This window comes from Roseomonas sp. CECT 9278, from assembly GCF_918698155.1.
Lineage (GTDB): Bacteria > Pseudomonadota > Alphaproteobacteria > Acetobacterales > Acetobacteraceae > Neoroseomonas.
In genome coordinates, this window is sequence record NZ_CAKKLX010000001.1 from 228,290 (window position 1) to 246,405 (window position 18,116).

Consider the following 18,116-nt stretch of genomic DNA (forward strand, 5'->3'; position numbering starts at 1 on the left):
CGTCACTCCGCCCGCGCCGCGACCGCCTGGCCGGGCGCAACCCGGGCCGGCGCGCGCGCGACGAACCGGGCGCCGTCGGCCAGCGCGCCGCGCAGGAAGACCCGGTCGCCGGCCATGTGGATGACCTCGACCGCGGCGGGCGCGACCGTCTCGCCGGCCGGGCCGCCGGCGATGGCGAGCACGGTCCAGCTGCCGCGGCTGCCCTCCCGCAGCGCCGCGACAGGCGCCCAGAAGCCCGGCTCGGCCACCACCTCCTCCAGCAGCAGGCTGCCGGTCTGGCCGAAGGCGAGGCGCGCATCCTCGGGCAGCGCCACCACGATGCCGCGCGTGCGGGTGACGGGGTCGAGGTCGGCGCGCAGGCGCAGCACGCGCCCATCCAGGCGCTGGCCGTCGATGTCGACCGGCACGACGCCGCCGGGCGCCAGCCGGCTGGCCAGGCCGACCGGCAGGCCCACGCGCAGCTGCGGCGCGGCCTGTTCGAACAGCCGCAGCACGGGCGCGCCGGCGCCGATATTCTGCCCGGGATCCACCACGCGGCTGCCCACCACCGCATCGAAGGGCGCCGCGATCGTGGACTTGCCGATCTGGATGTCGACGCCGGCGATCTGCGCGTCGAGCGACGCCATCCGCGCGGTGAACCGGGCGACCGCCAGGCGCGCATCGTCGCGCGCGGATTCCGACCGGAATCCGCCGCGCGCGAGCTGGTCGTTGCGCGCCTGCGTCAGGCGCGCGAGCTCCGCATCGGCGGCCAGCGCCGCGTGTTCACCGCGCAAGCCGGCGCGCTGGGCCTCAAGCGCGGCAGTGTCGAGCCGCGCGAGCGGCGCGCCGGCGCGCACGCGATCGCCCTCCTGCGCCAGGATCTCGACGATGCGCCCCCCCAGTTCGAAGCCGAGGTCGATCCGGCCCGGCGCCTCGACCTGGCCGATGAAGCGGCGCGTGACCTGGTAGCCGGCCTGCGGCACCACCTGCGCGACCGCGACCGGGGTGATCGGCGCAGGCGGCGGTGGCGGCACCGCGGCCGCGCGGTCCGCGATCAGGTCGGCACCGCCCAGCAGGGCGGCCACCGCGAGAGCGATGACGGCGCCGGTCACGCTGAGGCGCCTGGCGCCGCGACCGATCCGCGGCAGGGTGGTCCCGAAGCCTGGCATGTCGACCCTCCCGAGCCATCATGTTAGAAGTTCTAACATGATCTGTAGGCTCCGGCCTCAATGGCAAGCGCAGCGCTTGCGTTTTGTCGCGTCGGGGACCACGACGACGCCGCATGACGAAGCCGCGCTATCACCACGGCGACCTGCGGGCCGGCCTGATCGAGGCCGCGCGGCGGCTCGTGGAGGCGAAGGGCCCGGAACGCCTGACGATGTCGGACGCCTCGCGCGCGGCCGGGGTCTCGACAGCCGCGCCCTACCGCTACTTCGCCGACCGGGATGCGCTGCTCGACGCCGTCGCGCTGGAAGGCATGGAGCGGCAGCGCCACGCAATGCAGGCGGGCGGCGACAGCCATCCGCCGGGCAGCGACGCCGCCATCTCGGCGATCGGGCTCGCGTATATCGGCTTCGCGACGCGCGAACGCGGCGTCTTCCGGCTGATGTTCAGCCTGACGCGCACCCATGCGCGGCACCCGCAACTGCTGCAGACCGGGCGGGCGACCTTCGGCGTGCTGCTGCGCCATCTCGCGCAGCGTGACGGCGTGGCGACCGACGACCCGTCCGTCCTGGCGCGCGGCCTGAAGCTCTGGACCTTCGTGCACGGCCTGTCCTTCCTGCTGATCGACGACAAGGTCAGCGCGATGGAGATCCCGCTCGACCTGCCCGCCACGGTGGCCGACGCCACGCGGCGCTTCCTGCGCGACGATTGAGCCGCGCCGCCGCGGTCAGCCCGCGAAGGGCCGGCCCGCCAGCGCCTGCGTGAAAAGCCACCAGGTCAGCGCGGCCCAGAGGGCAGCCGCGATCCAGGCCGCGACCACGGCGGCGACGGGCGGCAGCGTGCGGTCCGCCAGCCAGCCCAGCGCCGGCACTGCCTGCATCATGTGGGTGGCGAAGAAATGCGGCGGGCGCAGGTCCCCCACGTCGCGTGACCAGCCGAAGATGGGCCAGCGGGAGGCGGGCTGCGGCGGCGTGCCGACATGGTGGGTCATCCGCCCGCCCATCTCGAAGGCGATGATCAGCGTCAGCACCGTGCCGCCGACCAGGCCCAGCGCCACCGCGTTGCGCAGGCCCGGCCCGATCCGCGCCTGGCCGTCGAGCGCCACGACCACGCCCAGCGCACCGGCCGAGACCGTCAGCACCACCGCGCCCACGGCCATCAGCGAATACATCGTGGCGTGGAACGGCGTCGCGACGTTGAAGTGCGACGGCTGCTGCAGCGCGCCCTGCAGCGTGATGTAGCCGACCTCGAAGGCCGCGCTGGCGATGGCCAGCACCACCAGCAGGTGCAGCAGCCATCCCTCGCGCCACGCCGGGCCCAGCCGGCTGGCCACCCAGGCCATGGTCGCCAGGTGCACCACGGTGGCGATCTGGAACTTCAGCGGCTTCGCCCAGACGCCGACGCCACCGAGTTGCCGCGCATCCCACCGCTCGATCCCGGCCGTCACGGCGAAGATCACCAGGAAGCCGCCGGCGGCGAACCAGCAGAGCGTGGCCGCCGCGCCCGGCTCCCGCCAGCTCATCGCCGCCGGCGCCGCGCCGGGGCGGGCGCGGGCAGGGCCGCGCGCAGGCCCTCCTCCATCCGCGCCATCGCGTGGTCCTGCATCATTGCCATGACGGGCTTCGGCAGGCTGAGGCTGCGCAGCGCGCTGGTCTGCGCGATGCTCGCCAGCCCGTGCAGCAGCGACCAGACATGCAGCGCATCGAGGCGCGGGTCGCCATGCCGCGCCGCCGCCGGGCGCGCCGCATCGAGCGCCGCGATCGCTTCCTCCAGCATGCCGAAGGCGTGGCGCCCGCGGGTCATCATGTCGGGATGCGCGGCGGCATCCGGCAGCGGCGTGCCGAAGATCAGCCGGTATTGCAGCGGATGGCGCAGCGCGTAGTCGAGGTATGCGCGGCCCATGGCGTGGAGATCGGCGAAGGCGTCGCTCTCCCGCGGGCGTGCATCCAGGTGGTCGGCGAAGGCGACGAAGGCGCGCCGCACCACCTCGGCCAGCAGGTGGTCGCGGCTGGGATAGTGCCTGTAGGGCGCCTGGTGCGACACGCCGAGCCGTCGCGCGACCTCGCGCAGGCTCAGCGCCTCGACGCCATCGCGCTCGATGATCGCCAGGGCTTCGTGGATGCAGGCCTCGCGAAGCTCGCGCGGCGGTTCGGGTTTGCGGGCCATGCGGTGCCTGGTTGCCGGGGCCGGCGCGCGGCGCGCGCGCCCCCTGTTCGCGCCGAGTCTAGCGGCGCCGACCGGGCGGACCAACCGGCGCGGCCGGTCACCGGCGGGCCGCCACCGAAGGGCGGCGTGGCAGGCCTCATGCGCCATGATCGGGCTTCGCCATGCCGGACATGACCTTGCCCATCATCCAGACCCGGCCGCGTCGCGGCAGGAAGCCAAGCGCGAAGGCCAGCAGCTTCGACAGCGGCCCCGGCCGCACCAGGGATCGGCGCCCCAGCGCCCCGAGCAGCCCCTCGGCCACGGTGGCCGGGCTGTCGGTGGCGCCCATGCGCATGCCGGCGCGCGCAGCGAAGCCGCTGCGCACCGGCCCGGGCGCCACCGCCAGGACATCGACGCCGCCGGCCCGCAGCTCCGGCCCGATCCCCTCCGCGAGGCTCTGCACATAGGCCTTGGTGGCGGCGTAGTTCGCCGTGTTCGGCACGCCCTGGAACGCCACGATCGAGCTGAACAGCACGATCCCGCCACGCCCGCGTGCAGCGAAGCGATTGCCGAAATGATGCGTCAGCACGAGCACGGCGCGACAGTTCACGTCGAGCATCGCCAGTTCATCGGCGACCGGCCGCGCGAGGAAGGCGCCCGCGGTCCCGAAGCCCGCCGCGGCCACCAACAGGCCGATGTCGCGCGCCGCACCCGCCTGCTGCAGCGCCGCCACGCCGGCCGCGGTCCCGAGGTCGAGCGCGAGTGTCTCGATCTCCGCCCGATACGCGGCCCGCAATTCCTCCGCCAGCTCCGTCAGCCTGTCCTGCCGGCGCGCGACGAGCACCAGCGCGAAGCCTTCCGCCGCCAGGCGCCGTGCCGTGGCGGCGCCGATGCCGTCCGACGCACCGGTGACGACCGCCCAGGGCCCGTAGCGATCGACCAGGCGGCTCACAAGCCGGGCCTGGTCGCGCGGGCGACGGGTGCGCCATGCGGGGCCGCCGGCCGCCGCAGCCGCAGGATGCTGGCGGGCGCCATCGTGGCGCCGCGCCCGTGCGGGTCGCACGCACGGCCCATGCGGCCTGCGGCGCTGCGCGCGCCGGCCCGCGGCGACAGGATGGCGGGGAGGAGGGCACGCGGGAGCATGGAATGCCTCACAGGTTGACGCTGTCTACTCATCATGCCATGCGTGTTGACACTGTCAACCGCTGGCGCGCGGAGCCCGATCATGCCGCCTGACCCGACGAGCCTGCCGACAGGCGCGGCAGCGCGCGCAGGCCGCACGACGTGAATCCGCGAATCGGGGTGCTTGCGCTCGCCGGCTTCGCCATGACGGCACGACACTGGACAAGACCCGCGCGATGACCCTGCGCCGCCGCCCGCGTGCCGGCGCGCGCTGCGCGGCACGTGTCCGCGGCCGATCGGCGTGGCGCAGCGACTGCCGGCCCGTCGGCATCCGCCGGCATGCGCTGCACATCTCCGACAGTCATGTCCGATCCTCGACCATCCTTGGCATCGGCGCGTCAGCATGTCCCGGGCCCCGCGACAGCTGGCGGCGGACATCCGGCCGATCGCATCCCGTGCCGCCCATCATACCACAAGGCTTGACGCATTGAGGGGCAAGGCATATCACCACCCCGTGGAGACGCCCCGAACGCCGCTCGCGCCGCGCGTAGACTATGCCAGCCGGGCCTATTGGGCCGGCACGATCAAGATGGGCCTGTCCAAGTTCTTCATCCTGCGCGTGCTGCATGACGGGCCGATGCATGGCTACGACGTGGCACGCGCCGTGGAACGCACGACCGGCGGCTGTTGCTCGCCGACCGAGGGCACGATCTACCCGGTGCTGCGGGAATTCGAATCCGGCGGCTTCGTCACCGTCGAGGACGAGGTGGTGCAAGGTCGCCTGCGCCGCGTCTATGCGCTGACGGAGGCCGGGCGTGCCGCCTTCCGTGTCGCCCTCGATGCCTGGATGGAGGCCACCGCTGCCCTGCAGGACACCGGCCGCGCCTTCGCCGCCAGGGAGCGGTGCGGGTGAACCGTCCTCGGCATTTTTCGGCTCAGATACATCAATCATCTATGCATCAAGGCTCCTGAGCATGCACGAAACGCTCCCCATCGCGATCATCGGCGCGGGCCCCGTCGGGCTGGCGGCCGCAGCGGAGTTGCTCGGCCGCGGCCTCACGCCGCTGGTGCTGGAGGCAGGACCGCATCCTGCCCAGGCGGTGCGTCACTGGGCCCATGTGCGCATGTTCTCCCCCTGGGCGTTCAACGTCTCGCACGCGGCCCGTGCGCTGCTCGAACGACGCGGCTGGGACGCGCCGGATCCGGCCGCGTATCCCACCGGAGCCGAGCTCGTGTCGCTCCATCTCGACCCGCTCGCCACGGCCCTCGGACCGCATCTGCGGCTGAATGCGCGGGTCGTCGGCGTAGCCCGCCAGGATCATGGCCGGCTGCGCGACGACCGGCGGGGCGACGCCCCCTTCATCCTGCATGTCGCGGGACCGGACGGCGTGGTCGAGGCGTTCGCGGCGCGCGCCGTGATCGATTGCTCGGGCACCTGGTCCGCGCCCAACCCGGCCGGCGCGCATGGCATGCCCGCGCCGGGCGAAGCGGATTTCGCCGACCGCATCGCTGCCGGAATCCCGGACGTGCTCGGCGCCGACCGCGCGGCGCATGCGGGGCGGACCACGCTCGTTGTCGGCGCGGGGCATTCGGCGATGAATGTGGTGCTCGACCTCGCCACGCTGGCGGACCAGGCGCCCGGCACGCGCATCCTCTGGGCCTTCCGCCGATCGCTGGAGGCGGTGAATTTCGGCGGCGGCGCCAATGACGGGCTGGCCGCGCGCGGCGCACTCGGCGCACGGGCGGAGGCGCTGATCGACAGCGGCGCGGTGGAAGCCTTGGCGCCCTTCCTGGTCGATCGCATCGCCGAGGCGGCCGGTCGCCTCGCGGTCACCGGCCGGCAGGGCGCCGCGCCCCGCACCGTGGTGGTGGACCGCATCGTCACCGCCACCGGCTTCCGCCCGGCGTTCGACTTCCTGCGCGAGATCCGCCTCGGCCTAGACCCCGCGGTGGAGGCCACGCCCGCCCTTGCCCCGCTGATCGACCCCAACCTGCATTCCTGCGGCACGGTACGCCCGCATGGCGAGGCCGAGCTGCGCCACCCGGAGGCGGATTTCTGGATCGCCGGCATGAAGGCCTATGGCCGCGCGCCGACCTTCCTGCTCGCCACCGGCCACGAGCAGGTGCGCAGCATCGCCGCCGCCCTGGCTGGCGACTGGGCGGCGGCGCGCGAGGTGCGGCTCGAACTGCCCAAGACCGGCGTGTGCTCGACCACGCGCGCCGGCGCGGCGGCCGAGGCCTGCTGCACGCCCACGACCCCGCAGGGTGTGTGCTGCGCGCCGAAGCCGGAGCAATCCGCCGATGCGCCGACCGCCGGCCGGTGGGTGGCGGAGAAGCCGCGCATCAAGGGCACGGCGCGCTCCGGAGGCTGTGGCTGAGACGCACCGCGTGTCCACGCAGCACACTGCCGCTTCTTTGACCCCCGTCGTCCTGGCCCTCGGCGTCACGCAGGTCATCGGCTACGGCACGCTCTACTACGCCTATGCCATCCTGGCGCCGGCGGTGGCGGCGGAATTCGGCACGACCACGGCCTCACTCTATGCCGTCTTCTCGGTCGGGCTGCTCGCGGGCGGGCTCGCCGCGCCGCGCATCGGCCTGTGGATGGACCGCTTCGGTGCGCCGCGGCTGATGGCCGCGGGCAGCCTGCTGGTCGGGCTGCTGCTCGGCGCGCTGGCCGCCGCGCCCGGCTTCTGGAGCTTCGCCGCCTGCGTGGTGGCGATCGAGGTGGTCGGCATCGCCGTGCTCTACGACGCCGCATTCGCTACCCTGGCGCAGCAGGGCCACGCGCGTGCCCGGCGGGCGATCACGCATCTGACTCTGATCGGCGGCTTCGCCTCCACGCTGTTCTGGCCGCTCAGCGGCTGGGCGGTGGAGGCGGTGGGCTGGCGCGGCACCTACCTGGCCTATGCGCTGCTGCACCTGGCGGTGGCGCTGCCGCTGCACGCCTGGATCATGCGCCGCCCGCCGGTCGCGCCCGCCCATGCCGAGGCCACCGGCCGGCACCCGCCGCCATGGACGCCGCTGGAAGGTCGCGCGGCGCGCCTCGCCTTCTGGGCCTTCGGGCTCAGCTTCGCGCTGAGCGGCATGTTGGGCTCGGCGTTGACCATCCACCTGGTGCCGGTGCTGCAGGCGCTGGACCTTGGCAGCGCGGCCTATGCGGTGGCGATGCTGATGGGGCCGGCGCAGGTGCTGATCCGATTGGCGGATGCGCTGTTCTGGGGTGCGCGGCATCCGCTGGGCGTGGCGCTGGTCTCGGCCGCGGCGCTGCCGCTGGCCGTGCTGGCGCTGCTGGCGCCGGTGCCGGCGGTGCTGGCGGGCATCGTCTTCGCGATGCTGTTCGGCTTCGGCCAGGGGCTGTCGAGCATCGTGCGCGGCACTGTCCCGCTTGCGCTGTTCGGGCCCGATGGCTTCGGCGCGCGACTGGGCCGGCTGGCGGCCATCCGCACCATCCTGGGCGCGGCCGCGCCCTTCGTGTTCGCGGTCGGGTCGGAGCGCTTCGGCGTGACGGCGGCGCTGTGGGCGAGCCTGCTGGCCGGCGCCGCGGCGCTGGCGCCGCTGGTGCTGCTGCACCTGCGCGTGGTGCCGCGCGGCGGCCGGCTGCCGGCCGGCGCCCCGCCGGGATCGCCGTGATACCCCGGCGCCGCGCGCACATTCGCCGTGAGCAGGCCTCGCACCACGGTTTGACGGATGATGATCTCGCGGCGCAGCAGGCCGATGCGGGAGCCGGCCACCGAAGCTGCATCCGGACGCGGGCCCGAGGTTCAACGCCCGGTGGATCGGATCAACCGCCCCCCAGCGTGCGGGAGAGCGCATCGATGCCGGCGACGGTCACCAGGACCATGATGGCAATCAGGGAGACCGCGCGCCAGGCGCTGATCGTCATGCGGTCCATCAGCAAGAAGCCGATCGTCTGCCCGCGCCCGGCACCGGTGGCCCGCACGCCCTTGACCTGTTCGCGGTCGGTATTCTCGATCGCCTCGGCAAAGAGCTTCGTGAGCACGCCCTTGTCATTGATCGCGATCGCGCGGATGCCGGCGAAGGGGCCTAGCCCGACCACGCTCACGAAGAAGATCGCCCCGACCAGGCTGTCGATGCCGCGCACCACGTCGCGCGACCGGCGCTCCAGCGGCCGGACCGGCCCGAGCGGCGCGATCCTGGCATCGCGCCACCACCTCAGGCGCGCGGCTGAGGCAGCATCCGTGCCTGGCCGACGACCCTGACGCCCTCGCCAGCCGTCGGGCCGATCTCGGCATGCAGCCGCGAACGGCATCCCATGTCCTCACCCTGCACGATCTCGATGCTGCCCTCGTGTGGCCAGCCGAGGTCGCGCAGGTAACCGCCGAGCGCAGCGGCGGCTGCGCCGGTCGCCGGGTCCTCGTAGACGCCGCCGATCGGGAAGGGGTTGCGCGCATGAAAAAGCCGCCGCGACTGCGCATGGATCACGCTGAAGGTGACGATTCCCTCGGCGAGCGAAAGCGCGCGGCCGTGAGCCTGGTCGTAGCGCAGCGCCGCAATCCGGGCGCGTTCGCGCAGCGCAAGCACCAGGTGGTCTGCGCCCGCATGGGCCATCGCAGGCGAGATGCGCTCATCGAGGTCGGCCTCCGCGAGCGAGAACAGCGCCAGCGCCTGCGCGAGCAGGCCGGCCGGCGCGCGACGGCTGCGCGTCGGTGGCGAGCGCAGCGCGGCGCTCGCGGTCATGCCCGCGCTGCGGCCTTCGACCGTGATGACCGCACGGTTCAGCCGCAACGCGAACATGCCATCGCCGAAGCGGCGGGCCAGCGCCGCACCCAGGGCGATCGTGGCATGGCCGCAGAAATCCACCTCCACCTCCGGGGCGAAGTACCGTGCGCGCCAGCCGCTGCCGTCCGGCGCGGCGAACACCGTCTCGGAATACCCGACCTGTGCGGCAATGGATTGCATGACCGCCTCGGCAGGCAGGGTGCCGAGGATCATCACGCCCGCCGGATTACCCCCTGCCTCCCCGTCGGAGAAGGCGGCAATGCGCTCGACCTGCGTCGCTGTCGGTGTCGGCATGGCGCCACGATAGTCGCGAGCGCCGTCGGGACATAGCGCGGCGCGCTTGTTCACGGCCCGCATGCCACGCCGCATCGCACGAGGGCATTCCCGCGCCACGGATGAGCCGGTCTCGGGCGATGCGAACAGAATTCATCCGCGGCACGGGCCGATGGCATGCGCATCGCGCGCGCCTGGCGATACCCTGCGCGCCCGACCCTCCCGCCTGCAGACAGGACGTCCGATGACCACGACCGCGCCAGCATCCCGTGCCGCCGCCATCCTTGCCGCCGACGCGCCGCCCCGCGCGACGGCAAGCGGCTACCCCGCGCCCTTCGCTGCGCGTGTCCAGGGCCGCGTGAAGCGTTCGCTCGGCGACCTGTTTGGCCTTCGGAACTTCGGTGTGAATCTCACCCTGCTGCGCCCCGGATCTGCGTCCGCGCTGCATCACGTCCATTCCCGCCAGGATGAATTCATCTACGTCATCGAGGGCGAGCCGACGCTCTTCACCGATGCGGGGCCGATGCGCCTGCGGCCCGGCATGGTCGCCGGCTTTCCCGCGGGCGGCACGGCGCATCACCTGGAGAATCGGACCGACAACGACTGCGTGATCCTGGAGATCGGCGACCGGACGGCCGGCGACACGGGCAGCTATCCGGACGACGACCTGCAGGCCGTGCTGGACGCTGACGGCCGCTGGCGTTTCGCCCGGAAGGACGGAACGCCCCACGGGGCTGGATGACCATGCGGCGCGCGCGACGCCGGCCGCCGCGCTTCGTCACTCCGCCGAGCCGCCGCCGGACAGGCGTTTGCGCATCATGCGCTCGTTCGTGGAAGACCTGTCGAACAGCGATGTCGGCGGCGTCCGTCCCGGCAAGGGCCCGCGGCCGCCGCCGACCATCCATCGGCCACTGACGCACCGCCGCCAGCGCGCCGATCCCGATCAGGCTCCATCAGGCCGCATCGCAGCTGCGGCAGACCCCAAACGAGGTTGTGCACCGCGACCGCGAAGCCGAAGGATGCCGGCGAGGTGCCGAGATCGGCCACCACCGGTTCGAGGAAGAGGCCGAAGCATTGCCGCAACCCCATGGACACGGCCATCACGCAGGCCGACACGACAACGACGGCCCGCGGGCGGGCGGGACTCGCCATCTCCGTCATGCGCGGCCGCTCCTGCGTCACCACGGGGTGGATCGTGGCACCTGGCCGGCGGGCTGGGGGATGAGCTCTGGTCATCGTCGCCGAGCCTGGCTCAGCCAGGTCCTCGCGCCATGACCTCGGCCGCCCCGGGGCCGATCACCTTCTGGTTCGATTTCGGCTCGCCGTACGCCTGGCTCGCGTCGACGCAGGTGGCGGCGACGGCGCGCCGCTGCGGCCGCACGGTGCGGTGGCGCGCCATGCTGCTCGGGGTGATCTTCGGCACGACCGGCGCGAGCCCGCTTGGCGTGCAGCCCCTGCGCGGCGACTATGCGCGTCGCGACCTCGGCCGCGTCGCGCGGCGGATGGGCCTGCCCTTCGCGACGGCGACCCCGCCCTCGGGTACGTCTCTCGCTCTCGCCCGGGTCTTCCACGCCATTGCCTTGCGCGATGAAGCTCTCGCCGCACGCTTCGCGGCGGAGGCGTTCATGGCGACCTTCGCGGAGGGGCAGGCGCTGGACGGGCTCGCTGCGGCGCAGTGCTTCGCGGCACGGCTGGGGCCGACAGCCGCCGCAGCAAGCGCCGATGCGCTCGCCCCCGCTGCCCGCCTGGCGCTGCGCGACGCGACGCAGGAGGCGCTGGCCCAGGGCGTGTTCGGCGCACCCTTCTTCGTGGTGGATGGCGAACCCTTCTGGGGCCAGGACCGGTTGCCGATGCTGGAGGCCTGGCTGCGCGAGGGGCCCTGGTAGACACGCGCGATCTTCGGGGTCACCACGGCACGCCGCAGGGCGCGCATGTCCGTCAAGGCGCGGGAGAGCATGACGACCCGCCCGTCCGCGGGCATGAAGCGGGTGCGCGTGTCGGGGCATGGCGCCGCGCCGGCAGGACCGGACCGTCCAGGCCATGCCCGGGCATGACACGCCTGCGCCCAGCGGTCGGGTCGTCCGGGTGGAACGCACGCGCGCAGCGTCAAATGATCAGGCACCGGGCACGGTTCGCGCTGCCAGGGTCTCGCCACCCAGCTGTTCGCGCAGCCACGCAGCGAGCAGCCGTCCTTCGCGTTGACGCAGCAGGCCGGGGCGGGTCACGAGCCAATAGGCCGTGCCGCCTTCCACCGGCTCGTCGAGCGCACGGACGCGGCCCGACGCGATGTCGTCGGCGCAGACCGGAAGCCGCGCCAAGGCCAGGCCCAGCCCCTGCGCGGCCGCGTCCAATGCCAGTTGGATCGTGTCGAAGCGGAAGCCGCGCGACGGATCGCGCGGGTTCAGGCCGCGCAGCGCGGTCCACGCGGCCCAGTCCTCCCCCGCGGTCGTGACATGGATCGCCGGCAGGCGCGCCAGTGCCTCGGTCAGCGGCAGCCGGCAATCCGCCGCGACCACCGGCACCAGGCCGACCGGCGCCAGCCGGTGCCACTCGGCCGGCCCCACCGGTGCGTCGGCCATGCGGATCGCGAAGTCGAAGCGTCCATCGCCGAGTTCGACATGCTCGCGCTCTGTCGAGATCGCCAGGCCAAGCGACGGATGGCGCCGCCGCAAGGCAGCCAGGCGCGGCAGCAGCCATCGCGTCGCGAAGGTCGGCGCCACGCTGCCGGCCAGGCCGCGTGCGGCGCGCACGCCCGCCAAGGCCGCGACACAGCGTGACAAGCCCTCGAAGGCCTGGCTCGCCTCGCGCAGCAGCGTCGCTCCGGCCGTTGTCAGGCGCATGCCGCGCTGATCGCGGTGAAAGAGCGGAACGCCGAGCGCGTCCTCCAGCGCGCGGACGCCATGGCTGACGGCGCTTGGCGTCACGCCGAGCTCCGCCGCGGCGGCGGTGAAGCCGCCGCGGCGACCGGCTGCCTCGAACACGCGCAGCGCGGAAAGCGGGGGGAGCCTGTGCGCCATGGCGAGCGGACCTCCTGCAGCATTGCAGGCCAGTCCGGCATCGGCTTCCACATACACGTCAGCATGGCTGACCTGCCTCATCCGCGCGCCTGGATCAGCCGCGCAGAGGGTGAAGACGCGACGGCCGTGATGCGCCGGCAGTGACGGCGGCTCACAGCGTGTGAGGAGTTCGCGTTCGTGCCGCGCGCCCTGCCACCGCAGGCTGGCGACATGGACACGACCGCCCCCTCCCCTCCCGCCGACGGCCTGCATCGCGCGCGTCACGGCGCCACGGCGCTGCTCACCATGGACCGCCCGTCGCGGCTGAACGCACTCGATCCTTCGCTGATCGCGGCGCTGCATGCCGCGCTCGACGCGATCGAGGCCGATCCCGGCGTGCGCGCCGTCATCCTCACCGGGGCCGGCCACCGCGCCTTCTCGGCCGGCGCGGACATCCATGCCTTCGCGCCGATCATCGCGCGCGGCGAGGCGATGCAGGGCTTCGTGCGCCCAGGCCAGGCGCTGACCGCGCGTATCGAAGCCTTTCCGAAGCCGGTGATCTGCGCCGTGAACGGCCTCGCCTATGGCGGTGGCTGCGAGGTACTGGAGGCCGCGCCCCTCGCGGTGGCTGCCGCGCATGCGACATTCGCGAAGCCCGAGATCAAGCTGGGCTTTCCGCCCCCCTTCGGCGGGACCCAGCGCCTCGCGCGCCTGATCGGCCGCAAGCGGGCGCTCGCGATGATCCTCTCGGGCGCCCCGATCGCGGCGGATGAGGCGCTTGCGCTCGGGCTCGTCAACCGCGTGGTCGCCCCCGACGCGCTCCTGGATGCCGCAATGGCGATGGCCGCCGGCATCATCGCGCACGCGCCCGCCGCCGTCGCGGCGAGCCTTGCGGCGGTGACGCGGGGCCTGAACCTCTCCATCGCCGAGGGCCTCGCCGTCGAGGCCGCGGCCTTTGGCAGCCTGCTGCACACCGCCGACCTGCGGGAAGGCATCGCCGCCTTCCGCGAGCGGCGCCCACCGCAATTCAGCGGGCGGTGACCGCCATGCAAGGTACTCCCGCGCTGTGCATGTCGCCGTCGATGCCGCGCATGCGCAGCCTGTGCGTCGTCACGCGCCGCGCCGTGAGGCGGCTGGCACGCCGGTTGCGACCATTGCGACTTTGGCGTCGCAGCATGGCCGAGACCGACGAACTATGGGCAATGTCGGACCGCGAGCTGCGCGACGTCGGGCTCAGTCGATACGACGTGGCGTATGTGGCGAAGCAGGCATCTGCCGGAGCCTGCCGGCCGTATTGGTGACGATGGCGACGCGCATCATCGCGCGGCGGACCGGGCGGCCATTGGCAGCGTGGCGGTGATCAGCCCAGCGACGGCGGCGATGACGGTCAGTGCTCTCAGGGTTGTGGTCCTGCGGTTCGGGGTCCGCGGAAGGCGAGGCGCGCAATCGCGGTTTCCTGCCGCGCGCCGCGGATCAGCCGCGCCGCCTCACTCGCCGGCACGACGCGTCAACGCGGTGAGCGACGCTCGATCTCGGTCAGCAGCGCGGCGGCATCGCGATCGTTGGGATCCATCGCGAGCGCGGCCCGCGCGTGGCGCTGAGCCTCCATGAGCCTGCCGCGGTCGCGCTCGAAGGTGGCGGAAGCGATCAGGCTCGCACGATGCGCCGGGTGCCGCGACAGCACCGCAAGCGCATCGTCCACGCGGCCCTGCCGGTGCAACGCCAGCGCGTGAGTATAGGCGTAGCGCGGCTGATCGGGCGCCAGGCGCGTTGACGCGTCGAGCATCGTGATCGCCTCGGCGATGCGTCCGCGCCGCACCTGCAGCAGTGCCAGCGCATAGAGCGGTTCGGCATCCGCCGCATGCGCCGCCACGGCACGGCGCAGCAGCGCTTCCGCCGCATCGGGCCGGCCGCGGGCTTCCTCGAAGGCGGCCTGGTTGACCAGCGCGGGCAGGAAGCCGGGGTCGCGCGCCAGCGCCGCGCGGAACGCGGCCTCGGCGCCCGCCTGGTCGCCGCGCTGCGCCAGCAGCCCCGCGATGTTCACATGCGATTCGGGCCGTTCCGCCGCGACGCGTTCGCTCGCCAGCAATTCCCCCCAGGCGCGGGCGAAGGCCGGCCGCGCAGCCTCGGGCATGTTCCCGATCGGTACGGGGGCGAGGGCGCGCGCAGCCTCGATGCGCACCAGGCGGACCTCGTCGGCGAGCAGGCGCGCGGCGTGCACGCGGTTCTGCGGCGGCAGTCCCTCGAGCGCGCGAAGTGCCGCGGCGCGCACCAGGGGCTCGGGGTCGAACAGTGCGCCGCCCACCGCTTCGCCGACCGGGCGGGTCGGCGGGCTGGGCAGCAGGGACAGCGCGGTGGCGCGCAGGATGGCCGGATGCGTGCGGTCGAGCACGAGGCGCGAGAGCGCCTGGTCGGCACCGCGCGCGCCGCTGCGCCCGGCCTGGATGGCCAGTGCGGGATGCGGCCCGCCGCGCGGCGGGCCGTGCCAGGCGGCCAGCTGCGCCGCGGCCCAGGCCTGGGTCTGGCCCGTGTGGCAGGACGTGCAGGTATCCGGCGCGCCGATCGCCGCCGCGACATCCGGGCGCGGAATGCTGAAGGCGTGGTCACGCCGGCGATCGACGCCCATGTAGGTCACCGCCGGCATGTGGCAGGACGCGCATTGCGCCCCCGGCGTGCCCGGCGCGTGGCGGTGGTGTTCGGCCGAGTCGAAGCGCGCGGGCAGGTGGCATTGCGCGCAGACGGCATTGCCCTCGGCGCGCAGGCGGCCGCTATGCGGGTCGTGGCAGTCCGAACAGGTGACGCCGGCGCGCTGCATGCGGCTTTGCGCAAAGGATCCCCATTCGAAGACCTCGCCCTGGATCTGGCCGTCGGCGTGGTATTCGCCACGCACCAGCAGCAGCGGCGCATGGGTGTCGAGGAAGCGCGAACCGGGCAGCGGGTCCGCCACCAGGGGCCGCGCGCGGGAATGGCAGGGCGCGCAGGTCTCGACCTGCGTGGCGGCGGCCTGGCGCGGCGGGCCGTCCCAGCGGGCGATCCCGCGCGGGTCGTCGGCGGCGATGCGCCAGGCGCCGCCCGAGGCACCGCGCAGCGCGACCGCCAGCCCGCGATGCGCGAGATCGGCGCGCGCGCCGGCTTGCGCCCAGGCGACATGCGCGGCCGCCGGGCCGTGGCAGGATTCGCAACCGACGCTGATCTCGGTCCAGCGCGTGTCGTAGCGGTCGCTGGCGGCGTCGTAGCCGCGCAGCAGGCCGGTCGAATGGCAGGACGCGCACATGAAGTTCCAGGTCTGGTCGCGCCCGGTCCAGTGCAGCGGGTCACCGGCGCGCAGCGGCGCATCGGCCATCAGGTGATACCAGCGCTGGCCGCCTTCGGCGCCCGGGCGGCTGTCCCAGGCCCAGGGCAAGGGCTGGCGGCGGCCATCGGGGAACAGCACCAGGTATTGCTGCAGCGGGTCGGCGCCGAAGGTCTCGCTGACCGGGAAATCCGCGACCGTGCCGCCGGGGCCGTCGGTGCGGATGACGAAGCGGTCGCCCTCGCGCAGGAAGGTCGCGCTGTGGCGGCCATCGGTGACGGTCTGGCCGGAGAAATCGCCGAGCACGCTGGCGGGCGTCGCAGCGGCCATGGCGCGGGCGTGGTCGCTGTCGCGCCAGGCGGTGGTCTCGGCGGCGTGGCAACTGGCGCAGGTAGAGGAGCCCACGAAGCCCGGCCGCGCGCCTTCGCCCGCCACCACGGGCGCGCCGCCGGCCAGCAGCATGACGGCCAGCAGCGGCGCGGCGATGGCGGCAAGGATGCCGAGGCAGGCCAGGACAAGGCGCGGCCGGCCGGTCTCAGGCATCATGCGGGTGGCGTCCTGCGGGGGTCACGCCGCCATCAGACCATGCGGGCGCCGGCCGCGCCCAGCCCGCGCGGCATCGGCACGTCGAGGCCGCCGGCCCCGCCACGAAGCCCGCGCGGTGGCTGCCGCGTCATCGCGTCAGGCAACGTCGGTCGGATGGATCGCGATGCTCGCGAACCGCCGACGCCCGGAGCCGGGGCGATGAACGCCTGCCAACGACACATGCGTCAGAAGCTGAAGTTCACCGCGAGGTAGGCGCCGCTCATGGTCATGTTCTGCACCAGCGCAGTGCCGCCCTGGTCGTAGGACATGTACCGCCATCCGAGCTGCACGCCCGCCCATCCGGCCTGGTAGCCGATGCCCGTGAAGCCCTGCCAGGTGAGGTTCGAATCGCCCGCCCCGATATCCAGGTAATACGGCACGAAGACTCCGCTCTCGGCGATGTTGATGCGCCCGCGCACGCCGACGATGCCGTTCCAGATATTGTCCCGCCCCGACAGCCGCCCCGCGCCGCCGAAGGTCGGCCCGGCATTGCCGCGCGGACCGACGAGCGTGAGCGCGAGGTTGTAGTCGGTGCTGGCCTCGATCCCGAGGTAGCGGAAGCCCGCCAGCAGATCGACATTGCCCCAGGCGCCCGAGGCCACCGTATAGCCCCCCGCGAGCATCCAGAGCGTGGTCTTGAGGGTGGAATCGCCCCCGGCATTCAGCGTGCTCGAGACCGGGTTGCGCCGGACATCGAAGACATCGACCGAGCTGACGCGGCTCGATCCGGCCTCGGCGCTGACATACATGACGTCGGTCAGCACCGAGAAGCGGTCGTATCGGGCCGTCGCCGCGAAGGCCATCGCGAAGTTCAGGTTGGCGAAGTAGTCGTCGGCCTCCGCCTTCACGTCGGCCGTGCCGCGAAGCCCCGTCGGGATGTCGTAACGCAGGTCCGCGCTCACCGACGGCAGCCAGACATAGGGCGCGACCTCGAAGCTCCAGCCGGGCCGCAGGCCGGTGTCCTGCGCCTGTGCGGCCGCGGACATGGCGACCAGCGCGGTTGCGGCAGCCAGGCTGCGTGCGGCGTGGGTGGTCATGGTGCGTGCGTCTCCGGGTCCTTGACTCGCTGAGGCTAACGCATCCAGGCGCGGCGATAGCCGCGCCGCGCCGCGCCCGCGAAGGAAACCGGCGTGCGCGGCATGCCGATGATGTCGATGAAGACCGAGATCTCCTCGCCGGCCGCCGGCATCGTGCCGGACAGCACCTGCACGCCGTAGGCGAGGGCGCCGCCCTGCAGCACCGGATCGCGCAGCACCACGACCACCTGGCGGAGTTCGGCGCCTTCGAGGATCGACAGGTCGGCGTTGGGCGGGTCGGACAGGAAGCTGTCGCGGCCCTGGCTCCAGAACGGCACGAAGGCCGCGGTGCGCATGTTGCCGGCAATGCGGTCCGGGCGGTCGGAGAAGAACAGCGTGATGGGGCTGACATCGTGCAGCGTCAGCCGGCTCGCGGCGCGGTCGAAGGACATGCGGCGCGCGGTCTGCACGAACAGGAAGTCGGCATGGCCGGAGGCCTCGGCGGCCGGCGCCGTCTGTGCGCCGGCGGGGTCGGGGGCGGCCAACAGGGCTGCGGTGGCTGCCGCCGTGATGGCCAGGTCGCGTCGCGTGGTCATGCTTGCGATCTTTCGGTTGGAATGGCGCGGGTGCGATCGGCGGCCCGTCCCGGGGTTTCGATGTGGTGCGGGACGCCCCGGGCCGCGCCGCTGCCCGGTAGGGGTTCCGTGTCAGTTCCGCCGCGGCGCTGCCGGCGCGACCGGCGCCGCGGGAGCCGGCGACGTGGCCGCGGGCGAACCCGGCGCCGCGCGCGGCGCGGGGCGTTCG

Annotated in this window: 18 protein-coding genes; 7 read left to right on the forward strand and 11 right to left on the reverse strand. The window is 73.4% G+C overall.

The window, feature by feature from the left end; all coding sequences use genetic code 11:
• Positions 1 to 2: 2 nt before the first annotated feature.
• Positions 3 to 1,148, reverse strand: a complete 1,146-nt coding sequence (locus LQ222_RS01245) for an efflux RND transporter periplasmic adaptor subunit (protein ID WP_230163947.1) — start codon at positions 1,146 to 1,148, stop codon at positions 3 to 5.
• A 113-nt stretch (positions 1,149 to 1,261) separates the two neighbouring features.
• Here LQ222_RS01245 and LQ222_RS01250 point away from each other — a divergent pair, with 113 nt between their 5' ends.
• Positions 1,262 to 1,855 (forward strand): TetR/AcrR family transcriptional regulator, encoded by a 594-nt coding sequence (locus LQ222_RS01250; protein ID WP_230163949.1) that lies wholly within the window; start codon positions 1,262 to 1,264, stop codon positions 1,853 to 1,855.
• 15 nt (positions 1,856 to 1,870) lie between these two features.
• Here LQ222_RS01250 and LQ222_RS01255 read toward each other — a convergent pair whose 3' ends face one another.
• The 3 genes from LQ222_RS01255 to LQ222_RS01265 form a co-directional block, all read right to left on the reverse strand.
• The gene (locus LQ222_RS01255) at positions 1,871 to 2,665 is read right to left on the reverse strand and encodes a hypothetical protein (protein WP_230163951.1); all 795 of its coding nucleotides are present in this window, start codon (positions 2,663 to 2,665) and stop codon (positions 1,871 to 1,873) included.
• The gene (locus tag LQ222_RS01260) at positions 2,662 to 3,309 is read right to left on the reverse strand and encodes a TetR/AcrR family transcriptional regulator (RefSeq protein ID WP_230163953.1); all 648 of its coding nucleotides are present in this window, start codon (positions 3,307 to 3,309) and stop codon (positions 2,662 to 2,664) included. The genes LQ222_RS01255 and LQ222_RS01260 overlap by 4 nt, the downstream gene beginning before the upstream one ends.
• Positions 3,310 to 3,445: 136 nt before the next feature.
• Positions 3,446 to 4,240: an SDR family oxidoreductase gene (locus LQ222_RS01265; protein WP_230163954.1), complete on the reverse strand. Its 795-nt coding sequence runs from the start codon at positions 4,238 to 4,240 to the stop codon at positions 3,446 to 3,448.
• 684 nt (positions 4,241 to 4,924) lie between these two features.
• Here LQ222_RS01265 and LQ222_RS01270 point away from each other — a divergent pair.
• From LQ222_RS01270 to LQ222_RS01280, 3 genes are all read left to right on the forward strand, one after another.
• Positions 4,925 to 5,323, forward strand: coding sequence for a PadR family transcriptional regulator (locus LQ222_RS01270; RefSeq protein WP_230163956.1), 399 nt, complete (start codon positions 4,925 to 4,927; stop codon positions 5,321 to 5,323).
• Positions 5,324 to 5,384: 61 nt separating this feature from the next.
• A complete protein-coding gene (locus LQ222_RS01275; protein WP_230163957.1) occupies positions 5,385 to 6,788 on the forward strand; it encodes an NAD(P)-binding protein in 1,404 nt (467 codons plus the stop codon).
• Between the two features lie 37 nt (positions 6,789 to 6,825).
• Entirely contained in the window at positions 6,826 to 8,040 is a 1,215-nt protein-coding gene (locus LQ222_RS01280) for an MFS transporter (protein ID WP_230163958.1), read from the forward strand.
• A gap of 151 nt (positions 8,041 to 8,191) precedes the next feature.
• Here the strand turns inward: LQ222_RS01280 and LQ222_RS01285 are convergent, their stop codons facing one another.
• Together LQ222_RS01285 and LQ222_RS01290 are read right to left on the reverse strand one after the other, a co-directional pair.
• On the reverse strand, positions 8,192 to 8,515 hold the full coding sequence (locus tag LQ222_RS01285) for an ABC transporter permease (RefSeq protein ID WP_230163959.1): 324 nt from the start codon (positions 8,513 to 8,515) through the stop codon (positions 8,192 to 8,194).
• 68 nt (positions 8,516 to 8,583) lie between these two features.
• Entirely contained in the window at positions 8,584 to 9,498 is a 915-nt protein-coding gene (locus LQ222_RS01290; protein WP_230163960.1) for a PhzF family phenazine biosynthesis protein, read from the reverse strand.
• A 169-nt stretch (positions 9,499 to 9,667) separates the two neighbouring features.
• On the opposite strand from LQ222_RS01290, the gene LQ222_RS01295 reads away from it, so the two are divergent.
• Positions 9,668 to 10,165, forward strand: coding sequence for a cupin domain-containing protein (locus LQ222_RS01295; RefSeq protein WP_230163961.1), 498 nt, complete (start codon positions 9,668 to 9,670; stop codon positions 10,163 to 10,165).
• 74 nt (positions 10,166 to 10,239) lie between these two features.
• Here the strand turns inward: LQ222_RS01295 and LQ222_RS01300 are convergent, their stop codons facing one another.
• On the reverse strand, positions 10,240 to 10,584 hold the full coding sequence (locus tag LQ222_RS01300) for a hypothetical protein (RefSeq protein ID WP_230163962.1): 345 nt from the start codon (positions 10,582 to 10,584) through the stop codon (positions 10,240 to 10,242).
• 110 nt (positions 10,585 to 10,694) lie between these two features.
• Between LQ222_RS01300 and LQ222_RS01305 the strand changes: the two genes are divergently transcribed.
• Positions 10,695 to 11,309, forward strand: a complete 615-nt coding sequence (locus LQ222_RS01305) for a 2-hydroxychromene-2-carboxylate isomerase (protein WP_230163964.1) — start codon at positions 10,695 to 10,697, stop codon at positions 11,307 to 11,309.
• A 228-nt stretch (positions 11,310 to 11,537) separates the two neighbouring features.
• Here the strand turns inward: LQ222_RS01305 and LQ222_RS01310 are convergent, their stop codons facing one another.
• On the reverse strand, positions 11,538 to 12,878 hold the full coding sequence (locus LQ222_RS01310; protein ID WP_230163966.1) for a LysR substrate-binding domain-containing protein: 1,341 nt from the start codon (positions 12,876 to 12,878) through the stop codon (positions 11,538 to 11,540).
• Between LQ222_RS01310 and LQ222_RS01315 the strand changes: the two genes are divergently transcribed.
• Positions 12,768 to 13,460 carry an enoyl-CoA hydratase-related protein gene (locus tag LQ222_RS01315; protein ID WP_230163973.1) on the forward strand — a complete coding sequence of 231 codons (693 nt, stop codon included), beginning with the start codon at positions 12,768 to 12,770 and terminating at the stop codon, positions 13,458 to 13,460. The genes LQ222_RS01310 and LQ222_RS01315 overlap by 111 nt on opposite strands.
• A gap of 466 nt (positions 13,461 to 13,926) precedes the next feature.
• Here the strand turns inward: LQ222_RS01315 and LQ222_RS01320 are convergent, their stop codons facing one another.
• The 3 genes from LQ222_RS01320 to LQ222_RS01330 form a co-directional block, all read right to left on the reverse strand.
• Positions 13,927 to 16,257 carry a cytochrome c3 family protein gene (locus LQ222_RS01320; protein ID WP_230163967.1) on the reverse strand — a complete coding sequence of 777 codons (2,331 nt, stop codon included), beginning with the start codon at positions 16,255 to 16,257 and terminating at the stop codon, positions 13,927 to 13,929.
• Between the two features lie 224 nt (positions 16,258 to 16,481).
• Positions 16,482 to 17,333 carry a hypothetical protein gene (locus tag LQ222_RS01325; protein ID WP_230163968.1) on the reverse strand — a complete coding sequence of 284 codons (852 nt, stop codon included), beginning with the start codon at positions 17,331 to 17,333 and terminating at the stop codon, positions 16,482 to 16,484.
• Between the two features lie 35 nt (positions 17,334 to 17,368).
• Complete coding sequence (locus LQ222_RS01330) at positions 17,369 to 17,908, reverse strand: hypothetical protein (protein ID WP_230163969.1); 540 nt, start codon at positions 17,906 to 17,908, stop codon at positions 17,369 to 17,371.
• Positions 17,909 to 18,116: the final 208 nt, after the last annotated feature.